At 38.9% G+C, this 25060-nt stretch carries 24 protein-coding genes and 1 riboswitch; of the genes, 10 read left to right on the top strand and 14 right to left on the bottom strand.

The genetic code is table 11. The annotated features are described in order from the left end of the window. Window positions 1–298: 298 nt before the first annotated feature. From H4J66_RS12525 to H4J66_RS12510, 4 genes are read left to right on the top strand one after another with little or no spacing between them, the layout of a single operon-like run. On the top strand, window positions 299–796 hold the full coding sequence (locus H4J66_RS12525) for an RNA polymerase sigma factor (RefSeq protein ID WP_182175207.1): 498 nt from the start codon (window positions 299–301) through the stop codon (window positions 794–796). Further along, window positions 789–1340 carry a hypothetical protein gene (locus H4J66_RS12520; protein WP_182175204.1) on the top strand — a complete coding sequence of 184 codons (552 nt, stop codon included), beginning with the start codon at window positions 789–791 and terminating at the stop codon, window positions 1338–1340. Before H4J66_RS12525 ends, H4J66_RS12520 begins: the two co-directional genes overlap by 8 nt. Next, complete coding sequence (locus H4J66_RS12515) at window positions 1337–1879, top strand: DUF4252 domain-containing protein (protein ID WP_182175201.1); 543 nt, start codon at window positions 1337–1339, stop codon at window positions 1877–1879. Before H4J66_RS12520 ends, H4J66_RS12515 begins: the two co-directional genes overlap by 4 nt. 10 nt (window positions 1880–1889) lie before the next feature. Continuing rightward, a complete protein-coding gene (locus H4J66_RS12510) occupies window positions 1890–2477 on the top strand; it encodes a DUF4252 domain-containing protein (RefSeq protein ID WP_182175198.1) in 588 nt (195 codons plus the stop codon). 63 nt (window positions 2478–2540) lie between these two features. Here H4J66_RS12510 and H4J66_RS12505 read toward each other — a convergent pair whose 3' ends face one another. The 6 genes from H4J66_RS12505 to H4J66_RS12480 form a co-directional block, all read right to left on the bottom strand. Further along, window positions 2541–4082 (bottom strand): S10 family peptidase, encoded by a 1542-nt coding sequence (locus H4J66_RS12505; RefSeq protein ID WP_182175195.1) that lies wholly within the window; start codon window positions 4080–4082, stop codon window positions 2541–2543. A gap of 127 nt (window positions 4083–4209) precedes the next feature. Next, window positions 4210–4782, bottom strand: a complete 573-nt coding sequence (locus H4J66_RS12500) for a HutD family protein (RefSeq protein WP_182175193.1) — start codon at window positions 4780–4782, stop codon at window positions 4210–4212. Next, on the bottom strand, window positions 4782–5627 hold the full coding sequence (gene fghA / locus H4J66_RS12495; protein ID WP_182175190.1) for an S-formylglutathione hydrolase: 846 nt from the start codon (window positions 5625–5627) through the stop codon (window positions 4782–4784). The genes H4J66_RS12500 and fghA overlap by 1 nt, the downstream gene beginning before the upstream one ends. A 31-nt stretch (window positions 5628–5658) precedes the next feature. Continuing rightward, window positions 5659–6798 (bottom strand): S-(hydroxymethyl)glutathione dehydrogenase/class III alcohol dehydrogenase, encoded by a 1140-nt coding sequence (locus tag H4J66_RS12490; protein ID WP_220463298.1) that lies wholly within the window; start codon window positions 6796–6798, stop codon window positions 5659–5661. A gap of 239 nt (window positions 6799–7037) precedes the next feature. Continuing rightward, window positions 7038–7391 (bottom strand): hypothetical protein, encoded by a 354-nt coding sequence (locus H4J66_RS12485; protein ID WP_182175187.1) that lies wholly within the window; start codon window positions 7389–7391, stop codon window positions 7038–7040. Further along, window positions 7354–7788, bottom strand: a complete 435-nt coding sequence (locus tag H4J66_RS12480; protein ID WP_182175184.1) for a hypothetical protein — start codon at window positions 7786–7788, stop codon at window positions 7354–7356. The genes H4J66_RS12485 and H4J66_RS12480 overlap by 38 nt, the downstream gene beginning before the upstream one ends. A 215-nt stretch (window positions 7789–8003) precedes the next feature. Between H4J66_RS12480 and H4J66_RS12475 the strand changes: the two genes are divergently transcribed. Continuing rightward, the gene (locus H4J66_RS12475) at window positions 8004–8513 is read left to right on the top strand and encodes an outer membrane beta-barrel protein (protein ID WP_182175181.1); all 510 of its coding nucleotides are present in this window, start codon (window positions 8004–8006) and stop codon (window positions 8511–8513) included. 80 nt (window positions 8514–8593) lie between these two features. Here the strand turns inward: H4J66_RS12475 and H4J66_RS12470 are convergent, their stop codons facing one another. Beyond that, a complete protein-coding gene (locus tag H4J66_RS12470; protein ID WP_220463297.1) occupies window positions 8594–10270 on the bottom strand; it encodes a M1 family metallopeptidase in 1677 nt (558 codons plus the stop codon). A gap of 175 nt (window positions 10271–10445) precedes the next feature. Next, window positions 10446–10567: riboswitch (TPP riboswitch) on the top strand. 105 nt (window positions 10568–10672) lie between these two features. Here H4J66_RS12470 and thiC point away from each other — a divergent pair. The 5 genes from thiC to thiE all read left to right on the top strand — a co-directional run bounded on the left by thiC (window position 10673) and on the right by thiE (window position 16634). Continuing rightward, window positions 10673–12634 (top strand): phosphomethylpyrimidine synthase ThiC, encoded by a 1962-nt coding sequence (gene thiC, locus H4J66_RS12465; RefSeq protein ID WP_182175178.1) that lies wholly within the window; start codon window positions 10673–10675, stop codon window positions 12632–12634. Between the two features lie 7 nt (window positions 12635–12641). After that, window positions 12642–13853 (top strand): FAD-dependent oxidoreductase, encoded by a 1212-nt coding sequence (locus tag H4J66_RS12460; protein ID WP_220463296.1) that lies wholly within the window; start codon window positions 12642–12644, stop codon window positions 13851–13853. After that, on the top strand, window positions 13843–14076 hold the full coding sequence (gene thiS / locus H4J66_RS12455; protein WP_182175175.1) for a sulfur carrier protein ThiS: 234 nt from the start codon (window positions 13843–13845) through the stop codon (window positions 14074–14076). The genes H4J66_RS12460 and thiS overlap by 11 nt, the downstream gene beginning before the upstream one ends. A 2-nt stretch (window positions 14077–14078) precedes the next feature. Beyond that, window positions 14079–14882: a thiazole synthase gene (locus H4J66_RS12450; RefSeq protein WP_182175499.1), complete on the top strand. Its 804-nt coding sequence runs from the start codon at window positions 14079–14081 to the stop codon at window positions 14880–14882. 228 nt (window positions 14883–15110) lie between these two features. Beyond that, window positions 15111–16634, top strand: coding sequence for a thiamine phosphate synthase (gene thiE / locus H4J66_RS12445; RefSeq protein WP_182175172.1), 1524 nt, complete (start codon window positions 15111–15113; stop codon window positions 16632–16634). A gap of 16 nt (window positions 16635–16650) precedes the next feature. Here thiE and H4J66_RS12440 read toward each other — a convergent pair whose 3' ends face one another. The 7 genes from H4J66_RS12440 to H4J66_RS12410 form a co-directional block, all read right to left on the bottom strand. Further along, the gene (locus H4J66_RS12440; protein ID WP_182175169.1) at window positions 16651–17691 is read right to left on the bottom strand and encodes a DUF418 domain-containing protein; all 1041 of its coding nucleotides are present in this window, start codon (window positions 17689–17691) and stop codon (window positions 16651–16653) included. Further along, window positions 17691–18191 carry a DUF418 domain-containing protein gene (locus tag H4J66_RS12435; protein WP_182175166.1) on the bottom strand — a complete coding sequence of 167 codons (501 nt, stop codon included), beginning with the start codon at window positions 18189–18191 and terminating at the stop codon, window positions 17691–17693. Before H4J66_RS12435 ends, H4J66_RS12440 begins: the two co-directional genes overlap by 1 nt. Before the next feature lie 227 nt (window positions 18192–18418). Next, window positions 18419–21439, bottom strand: coding sequence for a PqiB family protein (locus H4J66_RS12430; protein ID WP_182175163.1), 3021 nt, complete (start codon window positions 21437–21439; stop codon window positions 18419–18421). After that, the gene (locus H4J66_RS12425) at window positions 21429–22100 is read right to left on the bottom strand and encodes a paraquat-inducible protein A (RefSeq protein ID WP_182175160.1); all 672 of its coding nucleotides are present in this window, start codon (window positions 22098–22100) and stop codon (window positions 21429–21431) included. The genes H4J66_RS12430 and H4J66_RS12425 overlap by 11 nt, the downstream gene beginning before the upstream one ends. Continuing rightward, window positions 22090–22716, bottom strand: coding sequence for a paraquat-inducible protein A (locus H4J66_RS12420; protein WP_182175157.1), 627 nt, complete (start codon window positions 22714–22716; stop codon window positions 22090–22092). The genes H4J66_RS12425 and H4J66_RS12420 overlap by 11 nt, the downstream gene beginning before the upstream one ends. A 211-nt stretch (window positions 22717–22927) precedes the next feature. Then, entirely contained in the window at window positions 22928–23551 is a 624-nt protein-coding gene (locus H4J66_RS12415) for a cytochrome c (protein ID WP_182175154.1), read from the bottom strand. 195 nt (window positions 23552–23746) lie between these two features. Continuing rightward, window positions 23747–24979, bottom strand: a complete 1233-nt coding sequence (locus tag H4J66_RS12410; RefSeq protein WP_182175151.1) for a cytochrome c — start codon at window positions 24977–24979, stop codon at window positions 23747–23749. Between the last annotated feature and the right edge of the window lie 81 nt (window positions 24980–25060).

Raw genomic sequence — 25060 nt, 5'->3', positions numbered from 1 at the left:
AATTCAATAAAATATAAAAATCACCTGTCGCAATTATAATTGCGATCACTAAAAATTGTCTTTAATCGACTCAATTATGCTTATTCATAAAAATTTTTTAACTTAATATCACTTTATCCGCAGATTGATTTTTTAACAATAACACATTGATTAACCAATTTATTTCAAGAAACCCTACCCTATTAGTTATATTGAATCTACTTATCATACCAATCACTTTGGCGACTCTTTTTAATAATAAATTAAAAATAAGATACTTAATTTGTAACCTTTCGCAAAGTAGTGCGTAATTATAACTATGAAAGGAAATAAATTTAATAAAATACTCGAACAACATCAGCAACGAATCTATTCGTTAGCTTTGTATATTTTACGTGATAAACATGAAGCGGAAGATATTACACAAGATGTTTTTACGCGTTTATGGAATAACATCCAACAAGTAGATATTGAAAAAGTATCGGCTTGGCTTTCTACGGTAACCCGTAATGCTTGTATTGATAAATTGCGTAAGCGTAAGGAATTCAGCCAAGTTGAAGAAGAGCATCAAGTGACACAAAAACATGAAGAACCGGCAGGGAATTTACAGCACCAACAATTAAGTCGTTGGTTAAGCGAGGCGATTGCTTGTTTAAACGAACCCTATAGTTCGTTGATTATGTTATGTGATGTACAACAAAACAGCCAAAGTATTGCGGCGAAATCACTTAACTTAACCACCAGCCAAGTAAAAGTCTATTTACATCGTGCACGACGTGAATTGCGAAATAATTTAAAGGGGTATACCCATGAATAATAAAGAATCATGGCAGAAACCATTAGATGATTTTTTAGCGAACAATGACCTTTCAGCTGACACCCGTGTGCTAGCAAGAGTATTGTACGAGAGCAGTGAATCAACTAATGAACAACTTAGTAACCAACAAATTGCTGAGTTGGAAACAGCGTTACATATTGAACAACATTTAAATGACATAGGTTTGCAGCCTTTATCAGCTGATTTGAAAAACAAGTTACAAGGCATTAGCAAAACTGAAACAAGCAGTCATGTGATTTTTGGCTACTTTACGCCTGGCTGGAAAAAACTCAGTGCGTTAGCCGCAACAGTTACCGCTGTCGCTTTACTCAACACCCATATGCTAAGTGATCCTATAGATAAACAGCCATCACTGGCAGAAATACAACATGCAGAACAAGAGTTAGCAATCGCTTTGCAATATATATCATTCGCTAAAAAAATATCAACAGAGCAAATAAAGCAAACATTTGACGAAAATATACAACAACCATTGAACCAAGGTTTATTTAAACCGCTTAATCATTTTAAGGAAACATCATGAAAAAATTATTATCAGCACTTATTTTATTTAGTTCATCATTATTAATGAGCAGTTCAGCTTTTGCCGACGACATTACCAAAGAGCGAGGTTATGTAGACTTTGCCAGCCTTAACTCAGTTTATGGTGAACCTAAAGTGATGGTTAATTTAAATAAAACCATGTTAGGTTTTATTAGCAAAATTAATCTGTCTGATCCAGAAGCATCAGAATTAATCAGCAAGTTAAAAGCCGTTCGTGTACAAATCTATAATATGAAAGGTAGCGATCAACCGGCAATAGATTTAATTGCAAAAGTCAGCAAAGATATTCAATCTAAAAACTGGTTACCTATTGTCTCGGTCAATGAAGAAGATGAAAAGGTACGAGTATTCACCAAAATCACAGATGACCTTATGGATGGTTTAGTCGTTATGGTTATTAACAATAAAAGTGATAAAGACGGTCGTGAAGCGGTATTTATTAACATTGTTGGTGAAATAGACCCGGCACAAATTAATAAAGTAACCAAATCACTTAACATTGATATTGACTTAAAATAACGAGTAAACCATGAAACTATCTCACTATTTTTTAAAGAAAGTGACCTTGCTATTAGCAGTTGCAGCAAGCTTTTTCTTAACCGGTTGTGGCATTACCGCAGGGGGACTTCACAGTCATGCTGGCTATGCCGATATTGAATCACCTTATTGGTGGCGAGCTGACAGCGAAATAAACTTGTCTTTAGGTCCATTAGCTATTGGCACAGCACGTTGGGTTATTGATACTGATGAAGACCCAGAAATTGATGCTTTATTGGATGACGTAGATGGTGTTCGTATAAGTGTTTATAACGTTGAAAAAAACAGTGAGTTGTTTAAAGATAATTTCATTGAAACTCAAGATAATTTACGTGCCGATGGTTGGCAACATGTAGTAAGAATGAATGATGATGAATCAACTGATTACTCACTGATGTTCATCAAGTCAAACGGTGAAGTAATTGATGGTTTAGTTGTACTGTCACTTTCAGATAATGAGGCGGTATTTGTCAATATTATTGGTAATATCCATCCTAACTCTTTTGAACCTATTATGGAGCAGGTTTATAAGAAAAATGATGCGGCAAAAAGATTTAAAGAAGTAGATGAAGAGGAATAACATATTAGCCGATTAAGTTGTAAATGATAACTTAATCGGCTTCCTTTTAAGTGCTAAGATAATTTATCGTGGCGAAGCAGCTTTATATTTAGCGGCTTGTTTATTATCAGGTAAAGATGCTTTAATAAATTGACGAATATCATCATTCGCCGCTTTTAAATCTTCATAGCGAAGGTACATCATATGACCACTGCGGTAGCCTTTAAAAGACAAGCGGTCTTGCATTTTACCACTTTGATCTAACTGCCACATAGTGTACTTAGCATCAAAATAGTTAGTCGCACCATCGTAGTAACCTGCTTGGAACATAACATTTAAATAAGGGTTTTGTGCCATCGCTAAACGTAAGTTTTTACCGGTATTATTGTTAGTGCGATCCCACGGATGTACATCACCAAACATATTATATTTAATGTCTGTTTTATAGTTTAACTCTTCACGTAAATAGTAATTAATGGCGGGCGTGAAACTGTGTAACCATGACGTTAATTCCGCATTGTAGTCAGGACGTGATCCGGTTGTTTTCTCGTCAATACCTAAGTAACGTGAATCTAAACGACCAATTGTTTGCTCACGATCACGTAATAGTTCTTTCCAATAATAGGAAGCGCTAATATCTAAATTACTGCGTAATACTTCAGTGACCGAAAGTCCTGAATAATAAGAGACTTTTTCAGCTATCGCCTGTTTTTCTGCCGGGCTAATAAAGCCACCTTTAGCGAGTGCAGGTATGTATTGCTCAATAGTAAACTTTTCAACTTCAGGCAAAATATCTAATAAGTCTTTTTGCTGTAAATCGCTCTTTAGTGCTTGGTGATACCAGGCAGCAGCTGCAAAATAAGGTAAGCGATTTGCGGCCTTTACCGGTCCGTCGCGCTTAATGCCAATATCGGTTGGCGACACAAGAATCACGCCATTTAGATACATCCACTGACGTGATTGTAGTTCTAACGCTAAGCCTGAAACACGGGTAGTACCATAACTTTCACCGATTAAATATTTTGGTGAACGCCAGCGCTCATTCCGGGTCACAAAAGTATTTACCCAGTCGGCTAGATACTTGATGTCGGCATTGACACCAAAAAACATCGATTTTTGTTGTTCTTTCGAAGGCATCTTGCCCTCTTTGTCGGGTAAAACTCGTGAATAACCCGTATTAACTGGGTTAACAAAAACAATATCGGCAACATCTAAAATTGAATAGTCATTGGTCTTAACACCGTAAGGCTGCAATGGATATCCTTCGTCATCAACATTTAAAACACGTGGGCCGGTGTAGGCAACATGCATCCAAACCGATGCTGAACCTGGGCCACCGTTAAAAGAAATTAATAAAGGTCGTGCGCTTTTATTCTTAACATCGCTGCGTTGGTAATAAGTATAAAACAAACTGGCGGTTGGATTACCCTCACTGTCCCATACGGGTTGAGTACCTGTAGTGGCAGTGTAGTCGAATTTGTTACCGTTAACCTTGGTACTATGTTTCGTGGTTGAGCTTTCGTCGATAGGTAACTTACGGCTATTGTCAGCAGTATTCTCAGCATTAGCAAACGGTGAGAATATCAGCAACAAGGCGAATATTTTGACTAAATGGTGTGCTTTCATTTTAACGTCCTGTGCATTGGATTTTTATTAGTATGTTCATACTCTAAAACAAAAAAAATATTACCGCTGAAATAAAAGTTTAAATGACTCTTTTCAGCGATAAACACCTGCTGTTACTAAATTTTTCCTAAGTGTTTAACATTAAATAAACCACAATCAGCTTTTGACCGGTAATCGTCATCTCCCCTACTTTAAGGGTATTCAATTTCAATAAATGCCCTGCCTTTATTATTTGGTGATTTTGGTATGACGTTAACTGGAATTGACCCGACAAACTGTAAACAAAGCATAAGTCTGCAGCTTTAAGTTCAACTGTTTGTCGAGCTAGCAAGGTTTCCACAACGGCCGAGCACTTTTCTTTATCTGTAATAATATTAAAATCGGTAATTTCGCCAGCAGGTAAATGTCCAACGGTTCGACAACCCCCATCAAAATTGGCGACATCAAGGATATTATTCAACTGATCAGTTTTACGATTATCGTGTTGTAAATTAATACCCTTACCGGCAATGAGAATGAGACTACGCTGATAACCTGAAAAATCAGAAAAGACCCCATCTTCAACAACATTCGCCATACTCAAGCGCCAAATAAAGTCAGCTAAAGTACCGCCGTCATTAATCGCTAATTCAATAGTTTCACCTTGGCCATTTTTCCATGGAATAGTCTTAAAATGTTCAGGTGAAATAACAGTAAACATTAAGATTGCCCCAAATGTTTCGCATGAAAAAACAAGTGACTTTCAATAAAACTGGCGATAAAAAAGTAACTGTGATCATATCCCTGATGTTGGTTAAGTATTAGTGGGTAGTTATTACTCAACGCCGCTGAAATCAATGATTCTGGCTGAAGTTGCTCTTGCAAAAAGTCATCGGCTAAACCTTGATCAACCAATGCCGGTATATGCTGTGTACTTGCTTTCATCAACACGCTTGCATCATGTTGTTGCCATAAGACTTTATCATTACCTAAATAAGCACTAAACGCTTTTTGTCCCCAAGGGCTATTAATTGGATTAGCGATAGGGCTAAAGGCAGATACCGAACAATATTTATCAGGATTTTTTAGCGCTATAGTTAGCGCGCCATGCCCCCCCATTGAGTGACCACTGATCGATTTTTTACTTGATACCGGAAAATTTTCTGCAATTAACGCTGGCAATTCATTAACAATATAATCATACATTTTATAATGTGTGGACCAAGGTTTCTGGGTGGCATTTATATAGAAACCCGCACCTAACCCTAGATCGTAAGACTGGTTTTCATCGTCGGCAACACCGGCTCCACGCGGGCTGGTATCTGGGCAAACAATGGCTATACCGAGTGCTGATGCCATGCGCTGCCCCCCTGATTTGTGTACAAAGTTTTCATCGGTACAGGTCAGTCCTGAAAGCCAGTATAAAACCGGCACTGGTGAATGCTTACTGGCACCTTCAGGTAAATAAATAGCGAAACGCATCGGACATTTTAGACTTTCAGCATGGTGTTGAAAATGCTCTTGAACGCCACCAAACATTTTATTACTGCTAATTTTCTCTAACATTATGGTTCAACTTTTAGATATTTATGGATGTTTAAAAATGAATAACACTACGAATGCTCTTACCTTCGTGCATTAATTCAAAGGCCTCATTAATTTTTTCTAACGACATGGTATGGGTAATAAAGTCGTTTAAAGCAAATTCACCGGCAAGATAGCGTTCAACATATTCAGGTAACTCGCTACGACCTTTTACACCACCAAAGGCAGTACCACGCCATACTCGACCGGTAACCAGTTGAAATGGGCGGGTTGAAATTTCTTGCCCTGCGCCAGCAACACCAATAATAATAGACTCACCCCAGCCTTTATGACAACACTCTAAGGCCGAACGCATCACATTAACATTACCGATACATTCAAAAGAGTAATCAACACCGCCATCGGTTAATTCAACAATAACGTCTTGAATAGGTTTGTCGTAATCTTTGGGATTAATACAGTCTGTTGCACCCAGTTTTTTAGCTAACTCAAATTTACTTTCGTTGATATCAATCGCAATAATGCGGCTTGCTTTCGCCATAGCAGCGCCAATAATAGCCGACAAGCCAATACCACCTAAACCAAAAATAGCCACGGTATCGCCTACTTCAACTTTCGCCGTATTCATGACTGCGCCCATGCCGGTAGTTACCCCACAACCCAATAAGCACACTTCTTCAAGCGGTGCTTTAGGGTTCACTTTTGCTAAAGATATTTCAGGTAAAACGGTATATTCAGAGAAAGTAGAACAGCCCATATAATGAAATATAACTTTACCGTTTAATGAAAATCTCGAGGTGCCATCAGGCATTAAGCCTTTACCTTGGGTTTCGCGAATTTTTTGACACAGATTGGTTTTACCTGATTTACAGAATTTACACTCACCACATTCGGGTGTGTATAAAGGAATAACATGATCGCCAACCGCAACACTGGTGACACCCTCACCTATTTTTTCAACAATCCCACCACCTTCATGCCCTAAAATCACTGGAAATATTCCTTCAGGATCTTCACCTGAAAGCGTGAAAGCATCTGTATGACAAACGCCTGAAGCGATAATTTTAACGAGAACTTCACCTTTTTTAGGAAGTTCTACATCAATTTCTTCAATTGTTAAGGGTTTATTTGGCCCCCAAGCAATTGCGGCTTTAGATTTGATGGTGTTTGTTTTTTGCGTAACTGCTGACATATGAATTACCTGATTACATTCTTTAAAGACAATGATAGTGGATAAATATCAGGAATAACAGCCTATTGAAATGGATAAAATTATTTTAGCCCAATTAATAAATTGGGCTGTACTATGAAAGCGAGATATTCACCATAAGGATTTACAAACCTTTTTGCAGCGTGCTTTTTATCTACTCCCCCTTAAAGGTTTTTATAATTCACCTTTAAGGTCATTGAGCTTTAATAACAGGTTGGGTGCTAAGAGTTCTTCGTTAATAGCCAGTAATAACTCCTCGGCTTGTTCTTTATCACCGCCCTGCAACTTTTTTCAGCTAATGATAATTGTTCTGCATGTTGCTGTGCTTGCGCTAAATTAAAATGTACTGTCGCTATTTGTTGTTCATTACCATATTTATAACTCCAAGGAACGGTTGCATACCAGTGGGCAATCGCTTTATCATGCAATTCAAGTTGCCTAGCAACATGACCTAAATGACCGAAAAGTTCCATCATAAACTGCGGATTACGGCTGTTTTTATATTTATCTTTTAAAGCAATAAGTGACTCATAGGCTTCAGGTAGCTCGCCAATAAACATTTGTAATGTTGGCAATTTCAATAAGTTTAATTGGAGATGGATAGACTTCATTCATTGTTGCTAATTGTGCTTTTGCTTTATAAATATAACGCTTACCTTCTGCTAAGTCGCCATGACTAAGTAGAGATTTAGCATAATACATGTAAAGAGTGACTTGAAAAGGGATCGGTAGATCTTCCTCGTCTATCCAACGCTTTGTTTCTTGGTAAAGCTCATCACTGTGTTGCAAAATAAATAGTGAGGACAATTTAAATTGCATTAAGCTAAACCAAATACGGCTTTTCGGCTGTACTTGGGTTAATTCAATATTAACTTTTACTAGGCATGATGATGGCGAGCGCTGACATAGCTTTGCTGTGCTCTCACTTTTTATTGCATAACTTTTTGCAACCGGTAAAAAAAATACCCACAATAATAGTCCTGTAAGTCCAAGAGAATAAGGCTTTGAAGAGATAAAAAAATGTTTATTTATCGTTAAATATTGCCACTGATTTTATTAGTTGCCAAGTACCAGACCATAATTGATTAAAGATTATTGAACAAAAAATATCTTGGTGTTAAGCTCTGCCGCGAAATTTTCACCTTAATTTAACCTAAAGTTAACCCAAATAAAATAAAGGATTTATTATGTTTAAGAAAACCGCTATCGCACTCACTCTTTTCAGTCTATCTCTAACAGCCGTAGCTGCTGATTGGCAAGTGGGCGGTGGATTCGGTCAGTTATCTGATAGCTCTGATGGCGACGATATCTCTTTGAACTTTATCTATGGCTCAGTGGCATATAAAATTGAAAATTCAGCGAAAAATTTTTACTTGATGCCTGAACTTCGTCTCGGTACTGGTGTTGGTGACGACTCGCTTTACGGTGCTAAAATTAAAGTAGAAAGCTTACTCGCTTTATCTTTGCGTGGTCAATATGACTTCAACAATCGCGCATATGTTTATGTAATGCCGTCTTATGCAAACTTAGACCTCAAAGCAAGCTACCGTGGAGAATCAGCGTCTGATGATTCATGGGAATTTGGCATCGGTGCTGGTGTTGGTTATAGCCTCAATAAAAAAGTGAGCGTTGAAGCCTCTTATGAAACGTATGACGGTACTAAATTACTTTCTGTTGGTTTTAAATACGCTTTTTAAGTGCAATATTTAACTGACCGTTGACGTGTAAGGAGAGCAATAAGCTCTCCTTTTTAATTTTATATCGTTAATTTTTAAAACTAATGACCTAAAACACTAAGCGTCGAAATATAAAAGTTAGCATCAACGGCTATATTTGGGTTTTCCTGCTCAAGTTCAACAGTAGTCCAAGTTGCTGTTGGTGCTAGCCACTGTGCTTTACCGGCAATAGTGACGCGTAACGGCATATCAAACCCCTTAACCACGTTACCCCAACGAATTTTCATCACTTTATCTTTGATAAAATATTCGAAAGTGGGAATACGTATATCACGTAAATATTGATCAAAGACCTTACTTAAGTCGATACCTGATTGTGTGCTAATGTAGTTTTCAATATCTTGGGTAGTCACTGTTTGATGATAAAAAACCTTACCTAATCCACGGAGTATTTCTCGCCATTTTTCATCATTATTAATCACTTGGCGAATGGTATGCAACAAATTGCCACCCTTATCGTACATATCACCAGAACCACCGCGATTAGCATTATATTCGCCAATAATAGGGGATTGATTACCAATATTCATCCGTTGACCACGAACGTATTCAAAAGCTTGCTCTTTGGTAAAATGATACTCTAAAAATAGACTTTCTGAATAGTTGGTAAAGCTCTCATGGATCCACATATCGGCAACATCTTTATTGGTGATGTTATTGGCAAACCACTCATGGCCTGATTCATGGACAATAATAAAATCAAATAACAATCCTGGGCCAGTGCTACTTCTATCACGTCCTAAATAACCATTTTGATAACCATTACCATAAGTCACCGAACTTTGATGTTCCATCCCCAAATATGGTGCCTCCACCAGTTTATAACTGTCTTCATAAAACGGATAAGGACCAAACCAATGCTCGAACGCTTCAATGGTTCGTTTTGCTTCTTTAAACTGTTTTCTTGCTTTCGCTAAGTTTTCCCGTAAAACATAGTAGTCCATATCAAGCTGACCTTTTTCACCTTGATACTTTTCACCAAAATGAACATAGTCACCAATGTTAATATTGACCCCATAATTATTGATAGGATTGACAACTTGCCAATGATAAATTTTTGTTTTATCAATTTTATTGTGTTCAACTTTAATTAATCGGCCATTAGACACATCCATTAAATGTTCTGGCACCTCAACACTGATTAATACGCCGTTGTTGGGCTCGTCGGCAGGATGATCTTTATTTGGCCACCAAATACTAGAGCCAATGCCTTGATTTGAAGTGGCAATAAAGTCGAGACCATTACTGTCTTTCTTCCAAGTAATACCACCATCCCATGGGGCGTTTTTTGCGGTAACGGGCTGTCCAGAGAAGTACATAGTTATCTTCTGCTCTGAGCCTATTTCTTGCTTACTGGCTGGGGTGATAAAATAAGAATAGCCATCTTGCTCTACTTCAAGCGCTTTACCATTTTGGTGCACTTTCTCAAGCTTCATTGGCGCTTGTAGCTCTATTTGTAAACGTTCACCTTTAGCTAGCACGTTATAAGTCATGATGTTTTTACCTGAAAAAAGCTTAGTTTCAGGGTCAACTTTTACATTAAGATGATAATGAATTAGATCCCACCACATTCTTTCTAGTGTTATTGAGCCACGTAATTGTTCTTGATGCGTTATCTTGCCACTTTCTTGTTGCCAATTACTCGCGCTAACATGCCCAGCAAAAACCATAGCGCAAACTAAGCCAGCAAGTGAAGTCGTTATCCGTTTTTTTATCATTGTTATTGTCCTAACACTCTCTCGTACACAATATACTAGCATTGTGTAATATAAATTGTGAACCCTAAAAAGGGTAAGGTCTATCAACCACTCACATTGTTATCTAAAAAATTAATTATAACTAAATACAACATTATGATTGCGTATTTTGAAACTAATACGATAGAATCACCATAATTACTTGTCGGAGTGCTGAGATTATTTCTAAAGAAATATTCAAAGCTGAGATCGCGAAAGCGGGATCCGTAGAACCTGATCAGATTAATATCTGCGTAAGGGAACAAGGTAAAATATAGCGGTTAAAGCATTAATATTTATTCCGTTTTATTTTTTCCTCACTCTACACTTCGTCTTTTTATTACTGCATTTATAACAAAATGCAACTTATTAAAAGGCAGCATAATGACCAAACCAGCTAAAAATCTCACTCGCAGAGAACGTCGCGAACAAGCTGAAACATTTTTAAAAAACGTTTCAGATCAATCATTCCCAAATTCTAAAAAAGTTTATGTGCAAGGTAAAATCCACGATATCAAGGTAGGTATGCGTGAAATCACCTTGTCTGATACTTTATTAGCGGGTAACAAAGATAAGCCAACCTACGAAAAAAATGAACCACTTTGCGTCTACGATACCTCAGGTTTTTATACCGATGAAAGTGTCGATATAGACGTACACAAAGGTATCCCTCGCCTGCGTGAAAGTTGGATTGATAGTCGTGGTGATGTTGAGCTATTAACATCAAATAGCTCTACTTATGCTCAACAACGTTTAGCTGACGATGGTGTTGACGCAATACGCTTTGAACACTTACCTAAAATGCGTGTCGCTAAAAAAGGTCAAAACGTTACCCAAATGCACTATGCTCGCCAAGGGATCATTACCCCTGAAATGGAATATATTGCCATTCGTGAAAATTTAAAACGTGAGGAGGTCAAAGATAAAACCTTACTACTACAACATAAAGGTCAGTCATTTGGTGCCAGTATTCCAGCGCAAATTACCGCAGAGTTTGTCCGAGATGAAGTCGCGCGTGGCCGAGCAATTATTCCGGTAAACATTAACCACCCAGAATGTGAGCCGATGATTATTGGCCGTAATTTTTTAATTAAAGTAAATGCCAATATTGGTAATTCGGCGGTGACATCTTCCATTGAAGAAGAAGTAGAAAAACTGGTTTGGTCAACCAAGTGGGGCGCAGACACGGTAATGGATTTATCAACCGGCCGTAATATTCATGAAACCCGCGAATGGATCATGCGCAATTCACCAGTGCCCATTGGTACGGTACCTATCTATCAAGCACTAGAAAAAGTAAATGGCGTGGCAGAAGACTTAACCTGGGAAATTTTCCGCGATACCCTTATCGAACAAGCCGAGCAAGGTGTTGATTATTTTACCATTCATGCCGGTGTATTATTACGCTATGTTCCAATGACCGCTAAGCGTGTTACCGGTATTGTCTCACGTGGTGGCTCAATTATGGCAAAGTGGTGCTTAGCGCATCATAAAGAAAATTTTTTATACACCCACTTTGAAGATATTTGTGAAATATTAAAGCAATACGATGTCTCGTTTTCACTCGGCGACGGTTTACGCCCTGGCTCGGTTGCTGATGCCAATGATGAAGCACAATTTGCCGAATTACATACCTTAGGCGAATTAACTAAAATTGCTTGGCAACATGATGTTCAAACGATAATTGAAGGTCCCGGGCATGTGCCACTGCATATGATCAAAGCAAATATGGACGAGCAACTTAAACATTGTGGTGAAGCTCCTTTTTATACGTTAGGTCCGTTAACGACTGATATTGCACCGGGTTATGACCATATTACTTCGGGTATTGGCGCCGCTAATATTGGTTGGTACGGTTGTGCCATGCTCTGTTATGTCACTCCTAAAGAACATTTAGGCTTACCCAATAAAGAAGATGTTAAAGAAGGTTTAATGACCTATAAAATTGCAGCCCATGCCGGCGATTTAGCAAAAGGTCATCCGGGGGCGCAAATTCGCGATAATGCGATGAGCAAAGCACGCTTTGAATTTCGTTGGTACGATCAATTTAATATCGGTTTAGACCCTGAAAGAGCCAAGGCTTATCACGATGAAACCTTGCCACAAGAATCGGGTAAAGTTGCCCACTTCTGCTCTATGTGTGGGCCAAAATTCTGTTCGATGAAAATATCTCAGGAAGTACGTGATTATGCCGCAGGTCTTGAAGCCAGCAATAAAATAGAAATACAGTTACTTGACGAAGTGATTGTTTTAGATGCAACGCCAACCGATATAGCACAAGGCATGGCTGAAAAGTCGGCTGAATTTAAAGCGACCGGTAGTGAAATTTACCATCAGGTGAAGTAGTCAGCCGATGACTATTTCTAAGCAGATCCCTAAACCTACTCAAATCTGTGCCAATATCGTTGTTATTGGCGCAGGGTTAGTGGGTCGTTTAATGGCATTGTCTTTGGTTAATCAAGGTCATCAAGTGACCTTGATTGATAAAGATAATAAACAAGGCCACCAAAGTGCCGCTTATGCTGCTGCCGGTTTATTAACGCCGCTAGGTGAAGCTATGCATAGCGATCGTAATATTGTTGAAATGGGCTTTGAGTCATTAGTGCTTTGGCCTGATATTCTTGCTAAATTAGACAGTTACACTTATTTTCAACAAGCAGGCACCTTAATGGTTAGCCATGAGCAAGACCAAGGCGATTATCAGCGTTTCATGGCTTATATCAAAAATCATTATCCGCAACATCAGCTACAGCAACTGAATCGCCAACAAATACTTGCCCTTGAGCCCGAATTAGCTCATCGCTTTAATCACGGGTTGTTTTTACCTGAAGAAGGTCAAATAGGTAATCGTAAATTACTAAAAGCCCTGCAAAAGCAGCTAGAAAAAAGTAGCGTTACTTGGTTAGAAAGTGCACCTGTCGTTAACATTGAACAGCAAAAATCGACCTGTTTAGTGACATACCATGAGGATAGCCCACTAGGCGACAAAGGCAATAAGCAAACTAACACGTCAAAGCATATTATTGCTGCTGATTTAGCCATTGACTGTCGCGGTGCAGGCGCACGCAACACTGCAGGCGAAAACACCGCAGCCCCCTTAAAAGATTTACGAGGAGTACGAGGTGAGATATTTCAATTATTTGCCCCTGAAGTCAATATTACCCGGCCTATTCGTTTAATGCACCCTCGCTATCAATTATATATTGCCCCTAAAACTAACGGCTTTTATGTCGTGGGAGCAACTGAAATCGAAAGTGAAGACTGCGCGCCAATGACGGTACGTTCTTCAATGGAATTACTCAGCGCGGCTTATAGTGTCCATGCTGGATTTGCTGAAGCCAATATTCGTCAACATATTAGCCAGTTAAGACCAGCTTTTAGTGATAACCAAGCTAAAATCTCACTACAAAATCGGCTTATCCAGGTCAATGGATTGTTTCGCCACGGCTACCTTATTGCGCCGGTTGTGTTAAAGCAGTTAGAGTTTACCGTTGCGCATTTTTTCGAGCGTCGCTCATTAACAGAATCTCCTTATCATAAGTGGTTAGCCATCAATGAATACTAAAGCAGCTATAACAACCTATTTTATCAATGGACAAGCAATCACCATTGCCAGTCTAACCCCCAATATATCAATAGCATTACTGCATTATTTAACGCCAGAGCAACAAAAACAAAGTTTTGCTGTGGCTCTTAATGGTGACTTTGTTGGTAAAGCTGATTATCAAAAAACCATAATTAATCAAGGGGATAGTATCGATATACTGTTTCCTATTCAGGGTGGTTAATGATGGCCTTTTCAACCGAGCTAATGATATACGGACAAGCGGTTAATAGTCGTTTATTAATTGGTAGCGCACTTTATCCTTCGCCACAGATCATGAAACAAGCGATATTAGCCAGTGGCTCAAAAATTGTTACCTTGTCGTTAAAACGCCAGAACCCTGCGCAACAGTCAGGTACAAAAATTTGGCGATATATTCAAGAGGTTGTTAAAGAGACTCAGGGTTTTTTATTACCCAATACAGCGGGCTGTAAAACAGCTAAAGAAGCGGTAACCTTGGCAAAAATGAGCCGTGAAATTTTTCAAACGGATTGGATAAAATTAGAAGTTATCGGTGATGACTATAATTTACAACCGGACCCTATCGAGCTATTAAAGGCCAGCGAACAGTTGTTAAATGAGGGCTTTAAAGTGCTGCCTTATTGCACCGATGATCTAGTAGTATGCCAGCGTCTATATGACTTAGGTTGTCAGGTGATCATGCCTTGGGCATCGCCAATAGGCACAGGTAAGGGTCTAATGAACCCTTATAATTTAGCAACAATTCGTTCGCGGCTTCCAGATGCAACTCTCATTTTAGATGCGGGTATTGGTAAACCCTCAGATGCTTGTTTAGCCATGGAAATGGGTTACGACGCCGTATTATTAAATTCTGCAATTGCCTTGGCAGATAGTCCGGTGCTGATGGCAAAAGCCTTCGCACAAGCTATTGTCGCTGGCGAGCAAGGATACATGGCGGGTGTAATGCAGCAACGACAAACCGCTCATCCATCAACGCCAACCTTAGAGACACCTTTTTGGCATCAATAAGGCAATAAGGCAATAAGGCAATAAGGATAAACCTATAACAGAAAGTGTTAAACAAAAACCGACTATCTGGACGATCAACGCCAACCTTAGAGACACCTTTTTGGCATCAATAAGGCAATAAGGATAAACCTATGACAGAAAGTGTTAAACAAAAACCGACTATCTGGACGATCAACGCCAACCTTAGAGACACCTTTTTGGCATCAATAAGGCAATAAGGATAAACCTATGACAGAAAGTGTTAAAGAAAAACCAATTGTATGGACGATTTCTGGCAGTGATTGCTCAGGTGGTGCGGGCATTGCCGCCGATATAAAAACAGGTCATGCCTTAGGTGTTGAAGTTTGTCATTTGATCACCGCTAATACCGTACAGAACGCTAACCACCTTATCTCGATAAATCCGGTCGCTTGCGAGACATTACAACAACAAGCCAAGGTATTAATTGATGATAAACCACCCAGTGTCATTAAGATTGGCTTAATAGCCAATCTTGAACAAGTCACATGGTTAACCGAATTATTAGCAGGTTTTAAAGCTAACTACCCAAAAATAAGTGTCGTTTTTGACCCCGTTGGCCAAGCGAGCGTCGGTGGTAGTTTTTCGACACTAGAGCGAGAAGATTTAACCCTATTGTTCCACTATGTGGATGTTATTACTCCCAACTTGATGGAAGCGCAACAATTATCAAACTTATTGACACTTGACCCCGTTGAGCTGGCAATAAAAATTTCCGAATTAGGCGTCGCCAGCGTCATCGTAAAAGGTGGGCACAGTGCCGTGTTAGACAATGATGGTTTACAAATCAGTGATGACTATTGTTTACATCACGTTGAACAATCATCGATAAGCTATCAACTCTCTTCACCGCGAATAAATACCTCTTACAGTCATGGTGGGGGATGCTCCTTCGCTAGCGCAGTAACGGCTTTTTTAGCACACGGCTATTTATTACGTGATGCCTTTACCTTAACAAAAGCATTTATTAATCAAGGTTTAGCTAAATCGGTAACTGCTAGCATTAAAAAACCCGATTATTATGGCGCATTTCAACAAACCCATTGGCCTAATAATGCTGACTTTTTCCCTAGAATATCATCCAACCTAGTCAAGAAATATCAGGCGTTACCACCTTTTCCATCGTTGGCACTATCGGATACTAAGCTTGGGCTTTACCCTGTGGTTGACTCACTTTATTGGTTAAAACGTTTATTACCATTAGGCTTAAACATTATTCAACTGCGGCTGAAAAATAAGACTGACATCGAGCTTGAAGCGCTAATCATTGCAGCCATAGCCATTAGTCAGCCGTATAAAACGCGCTTGTTTATTAATGATTATTGGCAATTAGCTATAAAACATCGTGCTTACGGTGTGCATATCGGCCAAGAAGATTTACAAAATGCTAATTTAACTAGGATTCAACAGTCAGGTTTACACTTAGGAATTAGTACTCATGGTTGTTATGAATTTTTATTAGCACAACAATTACAACCCTCTTATTTAGCGATTGGCGCTATATTTCCAACTAAAACTAAAAATATGAGCGGACAAATTCAAGGGGTAGAGAACTTACAACAGCTATTGAAATTAGCGAGCAATATTCCAGTTGTAGCCATTGGCGGCATTAATCTTCAACGAGCAGAACGTGTTTGGCAGACGGGTGTTGACAGCATAGCGGTTGTTACTGCAATCACTGAAAGTGAAAATGCTGAAATCGCAGTTAAACAATTCCAGCATATTATGCAGTGATTTTTCCTAGTAAAACCTAAGAGGCGATACTTGTATTAAGCTTTTGTTCTAAGCGTAGTGGTTGCGATTTCATGTACGTAATTGAGCGCCATAACCATTCTAACGGGCCAAACCTAAAGAACTTCAACCAGAGCGTGCAAAAAACAACTTGGGCAAAAATCACCGCGACAACAATAAGCATTTGTTGTCCGCGGGCTATTTGACCAAACATACCATCAGCATAGCCATAGAAAATTGTCGTTAAGATAATAGAATGACTGATGTAATTAGTAAGCGCCATTTTTCCTAACGGTGCCAACCATGAAAAACCTTTGATAAACCAAGCCTTGCTGGCTAATTTTACAAACAGCCCGATATAACCGGCACAGAGAATAAACTGCCCATAGTAAAAAATAGTTTGTCCACCCGCTCTCACTTCGATAGCACTTTTTGTCACTGGGTGTAGGCTAATAAAAGTTCCAGCAATACTTAACAGTAGGCCAATGCTCAATCCGCCCCAGCACACAACACTAAAGAAACTTTGGTGTTGTTGTGGGTTTTTCATTCTGCCACTAGCGACTAACCAATAGCCCACCATGAAAAGCGGTAAACAAACAAAGAAGGCAAAGGTTGGCGTGTTACCTAAAGCTTCAACGGCGCTTTTAGCTCGGTACTTAGTTGCTTCAATATAGCTAGTTTGCGTAAAAGCTGCTGTTTCTTTTGCTTCATCTTGCGTACAGTTTTGTTTTCGTTCAAAAAGTTGTTGAGCTTTATAAGTAATAAGCTCTTCGTCGGTCATGCTATCTTCATCGACTTCTTCTACAGCTTCTTCTCTTTCTTCTAATGCTTCAACATCACCCTCGATTACTGCTCCACTCGCTGCTGTTAGGGTACTTTCTTCTTCAATCTCTGTATTTTTATTAACCCATATTTCTTTTGGATTATCTTTTTCTTGTTGTAGTAACACATCAAGCTGCTGATTAATGATGATTTCCTGTTGCCGATCGTTGGTTATTTCGGTGTTATCACGGGTAACACCGAAATAAAGAGCGGCAAACATTGAAACCAATAACGGCATCAGTAATAGCGAAAACCCACTTTTGCGAACGTAGCGGGGGTATTAAATCGTGCTAATTTTTTAGTGCGTAAAAGTAAAACAAAACCCAGTAAAAGCAAACCTCCTACCGCATAGTCATGAATAATATCGCCACCCCAAAGAAAAATTAAATACGCCATACCAAAAACAAATAATACCAAGATGCGTCGGGTAAACCATACGCCAAATTTACGATCTGCCTCTTGCGCTCTAACTAGCATGATGGCAAAGCCCATACCAAAAAGTATTGAAAACAATTTATAAAATTTGCCTTCAACAAACACTTTAACTAACCAACTTGATGCCCAATCGAAGCCAGTAAGGCTGTAATCGAAGCTCATTAATGCGCTAACCGGGCGATTAAACCATTCGATATTCATCATAATAATGCCGATTAATGCAAAACCACGAAGTAAGTCCATCACTTGAATACGATTAGAGTTTGTTAGCTCTTTATTAGCGCTGGGGAATTCATTTTCCATAGGTTATTCCACTGTATTATTATAATGAGTTAATATTGTCTTCATGCTTAATAGCATGAGTCATGCAAATTCGTTACCTGTTGGTTTGTGGCCAATTATATGAACTTTAATATTACAATTATTAACAAATAGACAATAAATTATAACTTTAGACCAAATTTACGGCTTTTCCTTAACGCTATCGCCGACAGTGTATTGAACAAAGTTAATGATGGTATCTCTTGTTCTTATTGCGACAATTCAATTTTAGGTTGCCACTTATGCCAATCGTCATCAACATCTTGTGCTAACTTAAATAGTTGTCCTTGCTCTGCTGACTGAAAAGTTTCATTAACGTCAACCTCAGGTGTCGCAAAAGCTATTCCACCGGCAAGCAGTGTTTCTATAGATTCTGAGTCTATATTGATCCCTGAAAAAAGCCCCGCATCAATACGAATACCACTGGTATTCCAAAACTGACTGCTTTGGCTTACTAGAGGCGCATAACGTGGATAAATATTAATATAGATATTAACGGTGTCGGCGGTAGGTGATAAATCGACACCAATTACCCGACCAACTTTAACTTGTCGATAGAGCACAGGATTGCCTGTTCTTACTGAACCTAAGGTTTTTGCACTTAATGAAAGATTTAACCCTGAAGGAAGCGTTGTTGTTACAGGCATAATCGCTTTGGCTTCAAAGCGATGACTTATTTCTCCTTTACCTGGCATTAATCCAATAAAGCCCCCCTCTAGAATAGCGCCAACATTTACTGAGCCCACAAGAGCAAGCTCTGGTTTAGCAAACCAAAATTTTGAGTCTGCAACCGCAAACTTTTGACCACTGTCATTTAAAAAAGCATAAACGGTCGCGCCAAATCCTTGCTGATCAAATTTGATCCGAGAAACTAAGCCAACTTGTTGATCTTGATATTTTATTTTTAAATTGTTTTTCAAGCCCTCAACATCACTAAAATGAATTTCTATGGCAACGCCCGCTAATTTTGCATACTCAACATTATCAAATAAGGTAAATTTCTCTCCCTCTTCAACGGTGTCTTGCTCAGGCTTTATTTCTGGGTTTATAAAACTGATCCCCCCCTTTAATATCGCATCAGCAGATTCTGTTTTAACAATAAAATTCCCTAGACCACCACTTATTGTTACACCACTGGCGTTATAGAAACGGGTAAAATTTGAAACTAAATGTCGGTATTCTTCATCAACAGTAATATTTATTTCAACGTTATTACCTGTGGTATCGAGAGAGACATTATCCACTTGTCCTACAGCTATGCCTCTAAAGCTAATCGGACTGCCAGGATTAACGACATTCCCTTGCTCTGATTTTAGCGAAAGTTGTAGTCCTTTTGATGATAAGTGTTTTGCCGGTGGTAAGTCAGTGACAATAAAATCATGGGCTTTTTCACCCTCTCCAACGTTAACGCTGATATACGCCCCGCCAAATAAAGCATCAGTATTTGTCATTCCTGACAAAGACAAGTCGGCATTAACGAGCCAAAACTGACTGTTTTCTCGTAGAATATATTCATAATCGGCTAAGACCCCAACCTGAAGGGTAACTTGGTCTTGCTGGCGAATGACTTTATGAACAGAACCAATTTCTTCACCCCTTAGCATGATACGAGTTTTGGTACTTAAACCATGGGCACTATTCGTATACAGGTTAAATGTTGAACGTTGTTTAGCCACATTTTTATCAATAAATAACTGAAAATCATCACCATTCTTAGGTGCTAATTTTTCATTATTATCTCCTAAGTCAAAAGCAATACCGCCCGCTAACATCGACTGAATAGATTGCGCTTGTATATCAAAATTTTGTAAGCCACCTGAAATATGCAAACCACTGGCGTTCCAAAAGTGACTATCACTAGAAACAAAGCTTTTGTATTTAGGTTCAATGAAGATGTGTACTAAAAACTCACTCGGACCAATATTTTCAATTGCCTGAATAGTACCTACTTTTTGCTGTTTATAATAAATATTAGAGCTTATGGTTAAGGAACCAACATCTTGTGCTTTTAACACTAAATGTAACCCAGGTTCGCTATATTGGTAGGCAGGCTCTTGATTATAGACGTTAAATTTATTTAACGGTTTACCATCAACTGATGGACGAATACCAATGTGCGCGCCTAACATTAATGTATGTAAGTTTGTAACGCCGCCTAAGTCCAAATTGGGCGCTATAACAAAAAACTGCGAACCACTGGTTAAATAGGGAATGATACGAGGATTGATAATAGCACTGGCTTCGATGATCCTTTCTTCGGGATCAATACGAGTAAAGTCGGTAATTTTTCCTAATGTTAACCCTTGATACATAATTGCTGCATCGCGATCTATACCTGAATTCCAGTTTAACATTAACTGAATTTCATGGCCCATATTGGCGGTTTCATAATCAGAATACAAGGTGAAATTTTGGCCATTAATAGCCGGTCCCATAACCGCTTCATAATCAGAGTTTCCAAAAGCCACACCTCCAGCAACAACAGAAGCCAACGAATCGGTATGAACAGTAACGCCACTAGTTAATGAACCCGATACTGTTACGCCACTGGTATTCCAGAAACGCGAGTTTTCTTTTACTAAGTTAGCGTACTCAGGTTCAATAAAAAGGTTAATATTGATCAGATCAGAAGTTGCCTCATAGTTAAATCCAGCGACATAACCGACGGTAATTTGTTTAAATAAAACCGGTGATTTTTTGCCTAATGAACCCAAGGTTTTTGTTGTTAATGATACATGTAAACCTGGCATTGCTTGATCTAATACCGGTTCTTCACTTAAAGCAATAAAATGACTCTTTGCTATACCTTCTTCTTCAATATCAGGTATCACATTTATATAACTCCCTGATAACAAAGTGTCTAATCCGGTAATTCCTTGAAATGAAACGTCGGCAGTCACGTACCAAAAACGTGTTTTATCAGTCAACATTTTTTTCGAGCTTGAAATCATTTCAATTTCTACAATAACACTCTGTAAGTCTTCAGATACTTCAACGTGACGTACAATACCTGTGGTAAGTCCTTTATAGCGAACTTGAGTTTTACCAACCACAATACCACTGGCACTTTCAAACTGAACAGTGATAAACGTGCCTCGGTCAGAAACAGCTTTTATAATTAACCAAGCAACAAACAACAACGCAATAATAGGCACTAACCAGATAGCAGAAATACCTTCTCGACTTTTAATCATGGATTTTGATTCGGCAAGAATAGTTTTATTTGTCATGATGAGGGACATCCGTATTGTTATATGTTTTTTCAGAAAGTGACTGATGATTATGCTTCTGATAGTTATCCCATAATAATCGCGGATCAAAGTTTTCCACGGCAAAAATGGTAAAAACCACCATTAAGGTAAAGTAGGTAATACCAACTGCTGGTTCAATGCTAGATAAAAAGCCTAAGTTAACAACCGCTGCCATAACCGTCACCACGAATACATCGAGCATTGACCATGGTCCTAAAAATTCGACAATATAATATAATTTTCCTTGTTGTTTTAACGACAATTGTGTTTTTCTTTTGGTGCTGTACATCAAGGTAAATAACCCAATTATTTTCCCTAAAGGTATTACAAAGCTAGCAATAAAAATGATGACCGCTACTGGCAACATCCCTATTTGAATAAAAATGGCAATACCCTCCAAAATGGTTGAGGCTTCGGGTTTGCCGAAAGTATAAAAAACCATCATAGGATAGATATTAGCCGGAATAAACATCACTAATGCGGCAATGGTCCAAGCTAGCGTGTATTCAAAACTCTTAGGTTTTCGAGCAGAAAATAGCGTTAAACAACGTGAACAGACTTGTCGCTCGCTATGCATAACATTGAGCTTATGACACTTTGGGCAACTGCCTAAACCTGCGGCAAGGGCTTTATTGCTCAAGAGATTTCTCCAGCTCATGCCATATATTGTGCTGATCTATTGTGACCGACACCAATGTTGAACATAACAACAGGAATATTAGGCTAATTAACCCACCATCAATCGTCATATCAGCCATTGAAGAAAGTTTATACATAGAGACAACAACACCCAGTAAAAATACGTGAAGCATCGTCCAAGTATCTAAAACATGATAAGAGCGAAAAAACACTAACAACGAAGGTTTAATTTTCTGAAACTTTATGCACCATGAAATATATAAGGCCGCGATCAGCCTCACTACAGGGATAGCAATGGTAAACATAAAAACAGCAAAGGCGAGTACGTAATTGCGACTATCGATTAAAAGTGTAATACAGTCAACCAGAGAGGCATCGTTGTAAAGACCTGCTGCGCCGATGCCAATAATAGGTAATAATGCCGCTGGGGGGAAAAACAATAACCCAGCAATGGCGACAGCAAGGGTTCGATTAATCGCATCCCTCTTCTTTGAAAACAGTATCGCGCCACAACAACCGCAGAAAGCATTTTGTCCTTCTAATAAATACGGCATAGGTAATAACGAATCGCATTGATGACAAGCAATCATATTATTAATAACTGAATGATTTTTCACTAAAGACCCTGTTTCATCAAGATAATTACCCTCACCTTTAAAATCAACAAATTACCAACTAATAATATCTATTTTAGTCTACGACATTAACGTATCTTAGCCAATAAAAAAGCAGCTTATTAAGCTGCTTTATGTTCAGGATGAACGGTATGTCTTGGTGCCATGAATGGCAAATAAAGACAATGTTCAGGACTACATGCGTTATAAGCGACTATTTTATCGTCGCCATGTACTGCACTAAGGCGGCAATATCTGCATCTTCTAGTTTCATCGCAATATTTCGCATCATGCCATTATTGTCATTGTAGCGAGCTCCCGAACGAAAACTTTCCAACTGAGCAGTTAAGTACATTGCATTTTGTCCTGCCAGAGCCGGGAAACCAGCTTGTGACATACCTTTTGCATCAGCGCCATGACAAGCAATACAAGCGGTAATTCCACGCTCTAGGTCACCGCCAAAATATAGTTTTTTGCCAACATTACTGGTTTCTCCACCCGCATACTTTACAGGTTGTGCACTATAATAAGCACCTAAGTCAAGCATATCTTGTTCGCTCAATGCCATGGACATACCACCCATAATTGCATTAACACGACCTTCTTTTCCACCCGAAGTTAGCCCAGTTTTAAAGTTAGCTAATTGTTTCGCGATATAACGACTACCTTGCCCAGCCAGACTAGGATACATAGGTACTAAGCTATTACCATCAACACCGTGACATGCTCCACACATTGCAGATTTTGTTTTACCGGCATCAACATTGCCTTGGGCAGCATAGCTGATATTTAGTGCACTTGTTCCTAATAAAACCAAGCTTAGTAGTATTCTTTTCATCAATGAGCTCTCTATATGTAGATAATTAAATGTGGCTAGCAATGATAGGTAAGGTGATTACCTTAGGCATTGCAGTCTTCAATATCAAACAGTTTACACAAGTTATACCCATCGCACTAATTTATTGATCACTTAACAGGCATAAAAAAGCAGCTTATTAAGCTGCTTTTTTAAAAATATTCCTTTAACCGTGTTTTATTTCATTGAAGACATGTATTGCGCTAATGCATCAATGTCATCTTTCTTCAAACGTTTAGCTATATTTCGCATCATACCATTACGATCATTATAGCGTTCACCGGCTTTAAAACTCATTAACTGTGCAGTTAGGTATTCAACACTTTGATTAGCAACAACAGGGAAACCAGCTTTTGCAACACCTTTACCCGTTGCGCCATGACAAGCGATACAAGCGGTAATACCACGAGCTGTGTCTCCACCAAAGTATAGTTTTCGCCCTAGTTCAGAGCCCTTGCCATTACCTGGCGTTGGTTTTTGACTGGCAAAATATGCGCCTAATTCAGCCATATCTTGCTCAGACAAAGCTGCCGCCATACCTGCCATTACCGCATTTTCACGCGCACCAGATTTAAACTCTTTAAGTTGTTTAGCCGTATATTCCGCATGTTGTCCTGCTAATTTTGGATACATAGGCACTAAACTATTACCGTCCACACCGTGACAAGCACTACACATCGCTGACTTTGCTTTTCCAGCAATCGCTTCTTCCGTAATAACCGCGACCTTAGTCACACGTTTGGACTTTACATGAGCAACGGCCTTGGTATCAGAAAAATAAGCGCCCATATCGGCAATATCTTCATCGGTCATCGCACCAGCAAATTGATTCATTGCATAGTTAATACGCGTTTTATCTTTAAAAGCATGTAATTGCTTTTCAATATATTGGGCATGTTGATTGGCTAAATTAGGGTTGATTAGTACCTGACTATTGCCCTCTTTCCCATGACAGCCAATACAACTAGCAATATTACGTGAAGCGTCACCTAATTCGTAAAGACTCTTACCGGCACTAGCATTGCCAACATAAGCTACAGTTTCTACTACGGCAGTCGGGGCTGAATACATGCTATCAAGTTCAACTGAAACGATTGCGCCACTTCTATCTAAACTTGAGAAGTAAGCACCAATATCAGTCATATCTTGATCAGATAAGCCAGCAGCCATTGACCCCATCATAGCGTTGACACGTGTACCACTTTTAAATGCTTGTAGTTGTTTAACAATATAGGCAGCATGTTGACCCGCTAAGTTAGGAAACGCATCACTTGTGCCAATACCATTAGCACCATGACAAGCACTACACATAGCGGCTTTACTTTTACCTGTATCAACATTTCCGGTTGCTGCGAACGCGACATTAATACTCGTTACGGCAAGAATTAACGAAAAGATAATTTTATTCATTGAATGGCTCTCTGCTCTATTACTATTGATTAAGTATTCACTAAAAAATAAACGGATGAATATAAAAACTAGTCACATTTT

The organism is Colwellia sp. MB3u-55 (genome assembly GCF_014076785.1).
GTDB lineage: Bacteria > Pseudomonadota > Gammaproteobacteria > Enterobacterales > Alteromonadaceae > Colwellia_A.
This window is presented reverse-complemented; position numbering and strand designations above follow the sequence as displayed.